This is a genomic window from Clostridium pasteurianum BC1, assembly GCF_000389635.1.
Taxonomy (GTDB): Bacteria; Bacillota; Clostridia; order Clostridiales; family Clostridiaceae; genus Clostridium_I; species Clostridium_I pasteurianum_A.
The window spans coordinates 3931917-3945060 of sequence record NC_021182.1 but is presented as its reverse complement, the minus strand read 5'-3'; the positions used below and the strand labels follow the sequence as shown (position 1 = coordinate 3945060).

Genomic DNA, 13144 nt, shown 5'->3' with positions numbered 1-13144 from the left:
AAAGGATAAGGCACGAATTTATTTGGATAACGATTTCTAAGTATCGAAAATATTGATACTTAGAAATCTGTTTGTCTAAAAAAGTGCCTTTTATTCCATAGGCAAATGAAAATATTTATTGTAAAATAATTATATATGGAAGGAGAATACCGAGATGCAGGCAAAAGATAAAGTTTATGATATGATGAAAAAGATGTGTGAGGAAAAGGTGCAGATTAGCGCAGTGGAATTATCGGAAGCATTGCATTTAAGCCGTCAAGTAGTTAGCCATTATCTTAATCGTTTACTTGAGCAAAATTTGGTGCAAAAAACAAATTCAAGACCTGTATATTGGAGTACTACCAATGCCTATGGGATTGAAAATGAAAATATAACATCAGATAATACAAATCTTGAAGGCAATTGTAAAGATAATATTACAAAAATTGAAGGACAACAGGAAATGAATGCATTTAGTGCTCTAATCGGTTGTCATGGTAGTCAGAAAAATGTTGTTGAACAGTGCAAGGCTGCAGTTAATTATCCTCCCAACGGATTACCTATACTTATTACAGGTGAAAGTGGTGTGGGAAAAAGTTTTCTTGCCAAGTTGATTTATCAATATGCTTTGGAACAAAAAGTAATTCAATTCAAAGCGCCATTTGTAGTATTAAACTGCGCAGATTATGCAAATAATCCAGAGTTGTTGTCTGCTACATTGCTTGGTTACAAAAAAGGAAGTTTTACTGGGGCAAACAGCGACAAGGAAGGGCTTTTAAATGAGGCTGATGGTGGATATCTGTTTTTGGATGAAATTCACAGATTATCTTATGCCAACCAGGAAAAGCTATTTTTATTTATGGACACAGGGAAATACCGTCAATTGGGAGACAATGAATGGAAAAAATCTGATGTACGATTTATTTTTGCTACCACAGAGCGTACTGAAGAGGTATTATTGGAAACTTTTAGACGTAGAATTGCTGTTCATATTCACATTGAGAGTATCATCAACCGTCCCTTTGTAGAGAGATTACAGATGCTTAATTTGTTCTATTATAAAGAGGCAAAAAAAATACAAAAGAATATCGTAGTGGATACGCATGTTATAGAGGCATTATGTTTTTCAAAACCTAAGGGGAATATTGGAACTCTTCAAAATATTATTCAAATTAGTTGTGCTAATGCTTTTACAAAGCAAATAAACCAGCCATTTTTGAATATTACTCTAGAGGGTATGCCTGATATTTCAAACATACAGTTTAGTAGTGCAACTAGCAGAAAGCTAAGTCCTCTTAAAATATTGTACAGTAAGAAATTACCTCAAGTTGAAGATGATGATATTTTAAATTTAAAGGAAAAATTTCTTGTGTTTTTTCAAGAAATTTCTCGGATTTCCTATGAAAGTATGGAAACGGCTAAATTAGAACTTGTAATTGCCTTTAAAAAGTTAACACGTTCTGTTAAAAAGCATTTGGATCTATTATTTTTGGAACAAAATTTATTTCTCAGAGAAAGCTACCTGGAAAAGTGTCAAATGGTTATGGAACGCTATGGAGTTCATTGCTCAAAGGATGCGTTTAAGCCTATGTATTGTGTACTTTTAATGTTTCAAGATGACATGATACTTAAAGTTGATTTCCGTAAAATCATAAATTTCTTAAAACTTGTGTCTCCAAAAGCTAACTATGTTGCTATGAAACTAGAAGAGGCACTTGGCACAATAATAACTGGAACATGTAAATGCTTGGAAATTATTAATACTCTTTTCTTTCAAGAATATATTGTGGAAACTATTGAACTTCAAGGTTTGATTGTAGCCCATGGCAATGCCACGGCAAGTAGTATTCAGTGTGTGGCAAATCAAAACTGTGGTACCTTTATATTTGAATCTATTAATATGCCTATGGAAATTTCTTTGGCGGAAACTGTTGAAAAAGTTAATGCTTACCTTGAAAAGGTGGATACTAGCAAAGGGGTTATTTTGTTAGTGGATATGGGTTCTTTAAATCAAATGTATTCTTCTATTAAGAATCATTTGTCGGGAGATTTACTTATTATGAATAATGTGACAACTGCAATTGCCTTGGATGTTGGCATGAAAATGCTTCAGAATATATCCTTTAAATACATAGCGGAACAGGCAAAAAGTATTTATACAATAGGTGTTCAATATTTTGAAGGGATTGCACAGGGAGATAATATTATTATTTCCTGTATGTCTGGACTTGGAATTTCCGATAAAATAAAAGAAATTATTGATAGATTTGTTAATTATGAAACTATGGATATTATTACAATGGATTATAAGAATTTAAAAAATTTAATTGAAGAAAACAATAAAGATAATTTCAAACATACAAAACTAATAATTACAACTTCAAATTTACCCAATATTACAACTATACCCTGGGTAAATGTTTATGATATTTTAGATGGAAAAGGTGAAAGGTGCCTATGGGAAGCATTAAAATCTGAAATAAACGAACAGAAATTTGAAGATTTGAAAAGAGAATTTATAAAATTCTTTTCTATGGAAGGTATTGCCAGTAGGCTGACATTTTTAAATCCAAATATTGTGATTAATGAGGTGGAAAATGTTATTTATAGATATGAACAGTATTATGATATGCATTTAGTTGGCTATATTAAACTTAATCTATATATGCATATTGCTTTTATGATTGAACGATTAATGACATCGGAATACCATGAAAATGAGAATAAAATTGAATGTACAGATAAAGAGAAAGAATTTTATGATGTTTCAAAGGATATCTTTGAAGAAATAGAAAAACGATATCATATTAAATTGAGTCAATACGAGCTATCATTATTATATGATATATTTAAAAATATAATTTTATAAAAGCTGTTGAAATATAATTAAGCTAAATTATTATATATACCATATATTGAATTACGTAACATTTAAAATACTTATCTGTAGATGGAGGAATGATTGATGGCAAAAGAATATGTTATAGGAATCGATTTAGGTGGAACTAAAATCAGCGGAGCTTTATCTGATGTAGATGGAAACTTATTAAGTCAATATACGCTTCCAACTAATGCTTTTGAAGGAGAAACTGCAGTACTGGAAAGGGTAATTAAGGTTATTGACAAAGTCTTAAATGATGGAAATAAAACTGCAGAAGACATTAAAGCCATTGGAATTGGTTCACCGGGACCATTAGATGCTAAAAATGGAATAATAATAACAACGCCAAATCTGCCTTTTAAGAATTTTAAATTAGTAGATCCTATAAAGGAGAAGTTTGGGGTTCCTACTTATTTAGATAATGATGGAAACGTTGCAGCTGTTGGAGAATTTGTATTTGGAGCAGGACAAGGAACTAAAAATATGGTTTTTGTTACAGTAAGTACTGGAATTGGCGGTGGTGCCGTTCTTAATGGACAGGTTTACAGAGGTAATACCAGCAATGCTCTTGAAATTGGACATATGACTCTGGAAAAGGATGGGCCTAGATGTAATTGTGGTAATTATGGCTGTGCAGAGGCACTGGCATCAGGAACTGCCATCGGTAAAAGAGGAAAAGAGGCAGTTTTAGGAGAAGAACCTACTTCCTTAAAGAATTATGATGATGTAACCTCCTATGAAGTTTTCTTAGAGGCAAAAAAAGGAGACAAGGTTGCTTCTGAAATTTTAGATAAGAGTCTTGAATATTTAGGAATATGTGTTGCAAACCTTATTATCACCTTTGATCCTGAAACGGTCATCATCGGTGGCGGTGTTTCCAAGGGTGGAGACATTGTATTTGACAAGGTAAAAGAAGTAGTGAATACAAGATGCTTTAAGGCTATGGCTGAGTCATGTAAAATCGTACCTGCTGGTCTTGGCACAGATGCAGGGGTAATGGGGGCAGTTGCATTAGCTGTTATTGAGAGTAAATAAAATTAAGTGATACCATCAAAAGATATAAGAGATACTTTCAAGATAGCTTTCATTAAAATATAGAACATATTTATGCATTGTTAAAAACCTGTTATGAATGAGATTAACAGGTTTTTTAATCCTCCAAAGTTATTTAATTATAATACGAAATCTGTTAAATTATAAATGTAAACAATTTCAGTAAACGAATACATAAATGTGTTTGCATAAATATTTAATTTATTCAGATAAGAAATTTTGTGATTAAGTTAAGAAAAGGGGTGTTGCTCATGAGAAATAAAAACAAAAAACATGTTATCGTTTAACTTAATATGTTTTTTTATATATAAAGTGTATTTAAATGAATTAGTATATTTGTTAATATCAAAAATGTAAACATTTTAATTAATAATAAGTAATTAACTGAGACTAATTAAAATGTTCATAAGGGGGAACCGATGTATGAAAGACAAAATAGTAAATGGGATGCAGATTTTTGCAAGGGCTATAATAGTTCCAATACTGTTTTTGCCTATTGTAGGTATAGTTTTAGCTCTTTCGTCTATATTGAGCAATCCTACAATTTTTGGGCAAGGAAGCTTTTTAATTAATATAGGTAAATTTATAGCTAGTGGTCTTTGGCCTATTTTGGGGAACTTGAGTATTATTTTCTGTATAGGAATATCAATGGGAATGGCCAAGGAAAAGAAAGCTGAAGCAGCACTTGTAGGATTATTCTCATTTTTAGTGTTTTTAGGGGCCAATAATGAGTGGCTTACACTGACGGGGAAATTAGTAAAATATAAAGTTTCATCCGATTTATATGGAACAGGTCAAACGCTGATATTAGGATTTCAAGTAATAGATATGGGAGTTTTCCTAGGAATGATTCTTGGAGTAGTAGTAGCACTTGTTCATAATAAATATTGTAATAAAGAATTCCCAGGAGCATTTGCAGTATATGGAAATACTAAATTTGTATTTATAGTTTTATTGCCTATTTTATTAGGATCAGCAATTGTATTAAGTTATGTTTGGCCTGTAATTGCACTGGGTATCAAGGCGTTAACTACATTTATTAATGTATCAGGTCCTATAGGAATATTTTTATATGGATTTTTAAATAGATTTTTGATTCCAACTGGATTGCACCATCTTATATGGACACCTTTCTCTTATTCAAATATTGGTGGGGAATTGGCTGTAAATGGTAAAACTTATTATGGAGCCTATAATATATTCTTAGCACAGTTATCTGATCCATCTATAAAGGTGTTTGATCCATCAGCAAAATATTTGCAATATGGTATGGTTAAAATATTTGGTTTAGTAGGAGCTGCTTTAGCATTTTATAGAACAGCTAAAAAAGAAAATAAGGTCACATTGAAGGCACTTTTAATACCAGCAGTAGCAACTTCAGTACTGGTTGGTATTACAGAACCATTAGAATTTACATTCTTATTTGTAGCACCATTTTTATGGGTAATTCATTCAGTATTAGATGGCATATTTGAAGTTGCTGCTGTATTACTTGGAGTTAGAACCTATGGTGCAGGTGGAATAATAGATTTCTTAGCTTATAATTTACCAGCTGGAATAGGTAGAACTAGATGGCCTATATATGTAGCTGTGGGATTAGTAGAATTACCTGTATATTACTTCGTATTCAAATTTGTAATTGAAAAATTTAATCTTAAAACTCCAGGTAGAGAAGATAATGAAGTGAAATTATATACTAAAAAAGATTACAGGGATAAAAAGTCTAAAGATGAAAAACAAACTAATGAAAGTGGAAAAGATAATCTAGCATCTATAATTGTAGAAGCTTTAGGGGGTAAGGGTAATATTGAAACCGTTGACAACTGCTTTTCTAGACTAAGAGTAAAAATCACAGATTTAGATAAATTGGATGAGCCTGCATTAAAAACTACAGGAGCATCTGGGGTAATTAAAAATGGGAACAATGTTCAAGTTATATATGGACCTAAAGTAAACAGCGTAAGAAATAAAGTAGATAAGTATTTAGCTAGTCAATAGATATGTTTAAAATTTTTTAAGGTATATAAAAGTAAAAAGGTATTATTAAAATATAAATTTTTCTTTAATATACCTGATAAAAAATTTATATAAAATAATAAATTAGAAAGAGGGAAAATATTTATGAAGAAATTTTCAATAACTATAGCTGGTGGGGGAAGTACATTTACTCCAGGAATAGTATTAATGTTACTAGATAATTTGGAAAGATTTCCTATAAGAAAGTTGAAATTTTATGATAATGATGGAGAAAGACAGTCTACAGTCGCTGGAGCATGTGAAATTATATTAAAAGAAAAAGCACCAGATATAGAATTTCATGCAACAACAGACCCAGAAGAAGCTTTTACGGATATTGATTTTGTTATGGCTCATATAAGAGTTGGTAAATATGCAATGCGTGAATTAGATGAAAAAATTCCTTTAAAGTATGATGTACTAGGTCAGGAAACTTGTGGACCAGGAGGAATGTCTTATGGCATGAGATCTATTGGTGGAGTTATAGAAATACTTGACTACATGGAAAAATATTCACCAAATGCATGGATGTTAAATTACTCCAATCCAGCAGCAATAGTAGCAGAAGCAACAAGAAGATTGAGACCAAATTCAAAGATATTAAATATATGTGATATGCCAATAGGCATAGAAGTGCGTATGGCTGAAATATTAGGCTTAAAATCAAGAAAAGATATGAATGTACGTTACTTTGGACTTAACCATTTTGGTTGGTGGACAGATGTACGTGATAAAGCTGGGAATGATTTAATGCCTAAATTAAAAGAACATGTTTCCAAATATGGATATGTAGTTGACAAAGGAGATAATCAACATGTTGAGGCAAGTTGGGCTGATACTTTTGCTAAAGCTAAAGATGTATATGCTGTAGATCCAGAAACATTACCTAATACTTATCTAAAATACTATTTGTTCCAAGATTATGCTGTTAAGCATTCCAATAAGGAGTACACAAGAGCAAATGAGGTAATGGATGGAAGAGAAAAATTTGTATTTGGAGAATGCAGGAAAGTTATTGCGAATCAGTCAACAGAAGGTTGTGAACTTCACATAGAAGAACATGCATCTTTCATAGTTGATCTTGCTACAGCCATAGCTTTTAATACGCAGGAGAGAATGTTGTTAATTGTACCAAACAATGGAGCTATTGAAAACTTTGATCCTACAGCTATGGTGGAAATACCTTGTCTTGTAGGAAGTAATGGACCAGAACCATTGTCAATAGGCAAGATTCCTCAATTTCAGAAGGGATTGATGGAACAGCAGGTTTCAGTGGAAAAATTAGTGGTAGAAGCATGGATAGAAAAATCTTATCAGAAATTATGGCAGGCAATAACTCTTTCTAAAACAGTACCTAGTGCAGAAGTAGCTAAAAAGATTTTAGATGATTTGATTGAAGCAAATAAAGAGTATTGGCCTAAATTAAAATAATATTTATAATATAAAAATTTACAAGTATAATATCTATCTGTCCTATTAGTTTAATATAAAACAGATAGATATTGTGTTAATAATTATCTTATTCAGTGTAGCAGTAACCTTGATTTAATTGATTGTAAACTTTATATTTTTATTTTACTCATGTATAATAAAAATATAAATAAGAAAGTTGCATATTTGAAAAGTCTAAAATATAATATGTAATCTATATTTATAAATTATGCAATTTCTTCATATAGATAAAAGTACTTTCAATTTTGTATTCGAGGTGAATCTATGTTTCAATTAGACATAAGTAAAATAAGCAATAAAAGTAATTTGACTAAAACAGAAGAGAATATATTAACTTATATTATTAATAACATAGACAATGTAAAAGAAATTGGGGTAAGAGGAATAGCAAAACAGCATTATACAAGTACTACTACTATTATGAACCTAGCAAAAAAATTAGGCTATTCTGGTTTCTTGGATATGTATTATAACTTATTTTTCACTATAAAAAATAAGAAGACTCATTTTGATGTAGAAGATAATAACAAATATTTTGGTATTAATACTGAGGAACTACTATCTTTAATAGACAATGATAGTATTAATAAATTTATAAATTTATTAATAGAAAATAAAAATTATGCTATATATACCTGTGGGCAAGGACTTTCATCATTTATTGCACAATACATTAATAGGAAGTTATTGGTCAATGGTTTTAATTGTATTTTTTCTGAAACCTATGAGAGTTACGATGTAAATCCCATAGGTGCCAAATTATTTATAAGTGTTTCAAAGTCGGGGGAGACAGATTTTTTGGTGGATATTTCTAAGTCTGCTAAAAAGAATGGCATAAAAACAATTTCTTTTACAGGAGAAAGTAAAAATACATTGGCAGATTTGTCTGATGTTAATTTTAAAATATATGATATGCATGTTATGGATGATCGTAATAAATTACCTAATTTCTTTTATGGAAATGTTATAATGTTATTTGAAATTCTATTGGATAAATATTTGGAAAGAATCAAACAAAATGAATTGTAATTATTAAAACATATGAAAGTTAAATTTTGGATAAGAACTTTAAAAACTTTGGTACGAGTATACAAATATAATTAAGATGCGTATATGCATTTTAAATTATGAAAAGGTTTAAATTATTGAGTGAATCTATCATAATCAAGTAAGGAAGTCCGAGGTAAAATAAGTATTGTTACAAAAAGAACCATAGTGAATTTATATATTCTTGGGGAGGAAAATAATATGTTCAATTTATTAAGAGAGAAATTAGGTTCTAAAAAAAATGATGTGAAATCAAAAGCTGTTGAAGAATCAAATAAGGATGAATTTTTAGTACCTGTTTCGGGAAAAATTATAAATTTAGATGATGTAAGTGATGAGGTTTTTTCCAAAAGGATGATGGGTGATGGATTTGCCATAGAACCTGAAGATGGGAATGTATTTTCACCAGTAGATGGTACGGTTACTTCTATATTTCCAACAAAACATGCCATCTCCATAAAGAGTAATTCAGGACTTGAAATCTTAATTCACTTTGGATTAGATACTGTTGAATTAAAAGGGGAAGGTTTTAACCTTCGTACTGAAGAGGGAACAGTTGTTAAGGCAGGAGATTTGATTCTAGAAGTAAATATTGATGAGATAAAGAAAAAAGTTCCTTCTATAGTTGTTCCAGTGATTTTTTTAGAAGCAAATGATAAAACGTTTATTTTTAAAACTGGTAATGTAAAAGCTAAAGAAAAAGGTATTATTCAAATAAACTTATAAAATATTAAATTGTATTTATTAAAGAATATTAATATGCACTAGAACTTTTTAAAGAGGTTCTAGTGCATATTTTGCTATCGGTTTTAAGAGATACCAATACTTTAGAAGTCGTTATCCAAGGACTTAGCAGACCTTATCTCTCACTTTGATAGAAGCTGGGAGTATTACGGATGGTAGTCATCGGATAAATGGATTAAATATAATTCCAGTAAAAACAAAATTTTTACTGGAATTTAGGTACTAAGTTCTGTAATATTATGAAATTAGTTTAAAAGAATTAGAAGATTTGTTATAATAGAAAAGAGATAATTAAAAGTAAATTATTTATCTTTTATGTAAAGGTTTACAAATATTAATTTTATGTTTTAAGGAGGAATAAATATGTCTAATTCGTTTAATGAAAAATCAGAAATTGAAAAAAAGGACAAGAATATCAATATTACTAAAACTGTGGTTGATAATGAATTTTTAGTACCAATTTCAGGAAAGATTATAAATTTAGATGATGTAAGTGATGATGTCTTTTCTAAAAGGAAGATGGGAGATGGATTTGCCATAGAACCTGAAGATGGAAATGTATTTTCACCAGTAGATGGTATGGTCACTTCTGTATTTCCAACAAAACATGGCATATCCATAAAGAGTAATTCAGGACTTGAAATCTTAATTCATTTTGGATTAAATACTGTTGCATTAAAGGGGGAAGGTTTTAACCTTTATACCAAAGAAGGGGCAGTTGTTAAGGCAGGAGATTTAATTCTAAAAGTAGATATTGAAGAGGTAAAGAAAAAAATTCCGTCTATAGTTGTTCCAATAATTTTTTTAGAAGCAGATAATAAAGCTTTTACTTTTAAAACTGGCTATGTAAAAGCTAAAGAAAAAGATGTTATAAAAATAAGCTTGTAAAATATTAAATTGTATCTATTAAAACATATTATATGCACTAGAACTTTTTAAAGAGGTTCTAGTGCATATTTTGTCTATAGAAAAATCTTATTAGAAATTATGACAATTAACAATATATTTTAGGATCAAATCTAATTTACTTATACCTTTACTTGACATTTTTATTTTCCATTCATATGATTATTATATCCAACTTATACGTTTACTATAATAATTAAGATAAGGTACTTAAGATTTTAATGTGTATTTACTAAAAAACATATTAAATATAAATTATATTATATTTTAAAGGGGTAATGAAGATGGCAACAAATAGAGAAAAGATAAATATAAAATTTCAAGAACTGTCATTGAAAATTGATCCCAATAAGGATTTAGGAGTCAGTGCTAAGGAGATATCAGATGAATTAAATATACAAAGAAATTTGGTAAGTCATTTTCTCAATGAATTTGTTAATGAAGGAAATGCAATTAAGGTTAATACTCGCCCAGTATATTTTCTTCCTAGAAGTGTTTATGAAAAGGATAAAGATTCCTATTTAATGATTAACCAATATTTAAAGCAGGGTATTGAAAATAAAAATACTGAAAACAAAAACATTAATCCATTTAGCCAATTGGTTGGAAGTGAGGGAAGCCTGAAAACAATTATTGATCAATGTAAATCATCAGTTATTTATCCACCCAAAGGTCTTAACTCATTATTTGTAGGAGAATCAGGTGTTGGAAAAAGTTTATTTGCAAGATTGACTTATGAATATGCTTTAAAAAGTGAATATTGTACTGGAGATTTTGTAGAACTTAACTGTGCAGAATATGCCAATAATCCGGAACTATTATCATCAATCTTATTTGGACATGCAAAAGGAGCCTATACGGGTGCAGATCAAGAAAAAAAAGGTTTGATTGAGCTTGCTGATAATGGTTATCTTTTTCTAGATGAAATTCACAGATTACCTTCTGAAGGACAGGAAAAACTATTTTTGTTCATGGATAAAGGTTATTTTAGAAGAATGGGTGAAACAGATAAATATAGAAAATCAAATGTTAGATTGATGTTTGCAACTACAGAAAATCCTGAATCACATTTTCTGGATACTTTTTTAAGAAGAATACCCCTTATTATCAAGATACCAAGTTATAAAGAAAGACCACAAAATGAAAGACTTGATCTTATCTATAGCTTTTATAAAAAAGAAGCAAGCTTAATTAAGAAAAACATGATTATAAAGAGTAATGTAATTAATTTTTTACTAAACAATATTGAAAAGGGAAATGTGGGAAAGCTATCAAATATAATTAAATTAAGCTGTGCAAAAGCTCTTACAGAAGAAAAGATAAATGCAGGGGAAACAATATTTATTCAAATAAATCATTTACCTGAAAATCTTTTGAAATCATCTGAAATTAATGAAGAGAATCCATTTAATGTGAATGATTTAGAAATCTCCTATATTAATTCAAAGGAAACAAATCAAAGAACTGGTGAGAAATTAAGACTTCAACGTTATAATCAGATTATTGTAAGCAGAATCATGGCTCTTAAAAAAAATGAAATAGATGAAGATACATTTTATGTTAAAATATGTCGTATATTTAACAGATGTATAAATCATGTCATGTTTGACTTAAATATGCATAAGCAGAATATATTTTTTGAATCTATGCAAAAAAAAATACGTAATATTTTATCTTATGCTTATTTGAATTTTGGATTGAATCAGTACAATAGTCACGTTGGTATATTAACAAATCTAGTGCTTTATATTTATGATAATACGGAATCTTTAATATTAAATAAAGAATTAACTGAGGCAATTGATGAACTTGGAAATCGTTATTATAAAGGATTAAAGATAGCAAAAGTTATTTTAGATGAGTTGGAGAAAGAAGTTAGTATTCCAAATAAGAAAATTTTTATGTTGTATTTATTTATGTTTGTTTATTCCCAGCAGAGAACACTGAAGAAAAGAAACATTAATGCTATTATAATTGCTCATGGTTATTCAACAGCAGCAAGTATTGCCAGCACCAGTAATCGTTTGCTTGGAAGTTATGTGTACGAATCTTTTGATATGCCGCTTAATGCTACTATTGATGATATAAATAATGAGATTAAAAAATATTGTCAAACGATAGATATAGAAAATGATTTGGTTATTCTTGTAGATATGGGTTCTTTAGAAAAAATATACACAAAATTAAGCGGCAGTTATTTAGGAAATATAGCTATAATTAATAATGTGTCAACAGCAATAGCTTTAGATGTAGGGCAGCGAATACTAAATGATGAGAGCATAGAATCTATTGCTGATCATTCAGTTAAAAAAATACATATAAGCTCCCACTTTATTCAAAAAAAATTAAAGAAAAAAGCTATTGTGACAACATGTACAACTAGGCTGGGTGCTGCAAAGATGATTAAAAAATTAATTGATGAAAATACAGAAAATGAAATTCCTATTTTTACTATTGATTATTATGAATTAAAAGATAAGGGAATTAATCAGAGTGTACTACAGGATTATAGTGTTGAAATGATTATTGGAACAGAAGATCCTGAAGTTAAGGATATACCATTTATCTCCTTTGAAACTTTTATTAATAGAAAACTAAGTGATTCCCTTTTAAAAAAAGCATTTCCTGATATTTTTAATGATAAAATTTTAGATAGTATAAATGAAGACATGGTAAAAATGTTTACTTTGGAAAATATTGTAGATTACCTTACTATATTAAACCCTAGGCAGACAATTAATCAGGTAGAGGATGCAGTTGTAAAAATTGAGCGTAGTTTTGGTGTGAAAATGGATGGATTTTTAAAGATAAGTTTATATATTCATATCAGCTGTATGATGGAAAGGGTAATTATTAAAAATCCTAATTTAAATTATCCTGAGCTTGATAATTTTGTACAGTATCATGTACACTTTATAAAAACTATTAAAAATGCTTTTAGTGTCATAGAACAGTATTATAATATTGAAATTCCATTTTCTGAAATAGGGTTTATTTATGATATTATGAAGAATAGAATCGAAATAGGTAATAGCTAGAATGCCGATAATAGAGTATTTATTAAAA

At 29.3% G+C, this 13144-nt stretch carries 8 protein-coding genes; all 8 read left to right on the top strand.

The window, feature by feature from the left end; all coding sequences use genetic code 11:
- The first annotated feature begins 154 nt into the window (after positions 1–154).
- The 8 genes from CLOPA_RS18445 (at position 155) to CLOPA_RS18410 (ending at position 13116) form a co-directional block, all read left to right on the top strand.
- Complete coding sequence (locus tag CLOPA_RS18445) at positions 155–2848, top strand: sigma 54-interacting transcriptional regulator (RefSeq protein ID WP_015616944.1); 2694 nt, start codon at positions 155–157, stop codon at positions 2846–2848.
- Between the two features lie 96 nt (positions 2849–2944).
- Positions 2945–3895, top strand: a complete 951-nt coding sequence (locus tag CLOPA_RS18440) for an ROK family protein (protein WP_015616943.1) — start codon at positions 2945–2947, stop codon at positions 3893–3895.
- Between the two features lie 441 nt (positions 3896–4336).
- Complete coding sequence (locus tag CLOPA_RS18435) at positions 4337–5911, top strand: PTS transporter subunit EIIC (protein ID WP_015616942.1); 1575 nt, start codon at positions 4337–4339, stop codon at positions 5909–5911.
- Between the two features lie 123 nt (positions 5912–6034).
- A complete protein-coding gene (locus CLOPA_RS18430; RefSeq protein ID WP_015616941.1) occupies positions 6035–7360 on the top strand; it encodes a 6-phospho-alpha-glucosidase in 1326 nt (441 codons plus the stop codon).
- A gap of 285 nt (positions 7361–7645) precedes the next feature.
- Positions 7646–8410, top strand: a complete 765-nt coding sequence (locus tag CLOPA_RS18425) for a MurR/RpiR family transcriptional regulator (protein WP_015616940.1) — start codon at positions 7646–7648, stop codon at positions 8408–8410.
- A gap of 219 nt (positions 8411–8629) precedes the next feature.
- Entirely contained in the window at positions 8630–9154 is a 525-nt protein-coding gene (locus tag CLOPA_RS18420) for a PTS sugar transporter subunit IIA (RefSeq protein ID WP_015616939.1), read from the top strand.
- Between the two features lie 381 nt (positions 9155–9535).
- Positions 9536–10060 carry a PTS sugar transporter subunit IIA gene (locus CLOPA_RS18415; RefSeq protein WP_015616938.1) on the top strand — a complete coding sequence of 175 codons (525 nt, stop codon included), beginning with the start codon at positions 9536–9538 and terminating at the stop codon, positions 10058–10060.
- 302 nt (positions 10061–10362) lie between these two features.
- Positions 10363–13116: a sigma 54-interacting transcriptional regulator gene (locus CLOPA_RS18410; RefSeq protein ID WP_015616937.1), complete on the top strand. Its 2754-nt coding sequence runs from the start codon at positions 10363–10365 to the stop codon at positions 13114–13116.
- Positions 13117–13144: the final 28 nt, after the last annotated feature.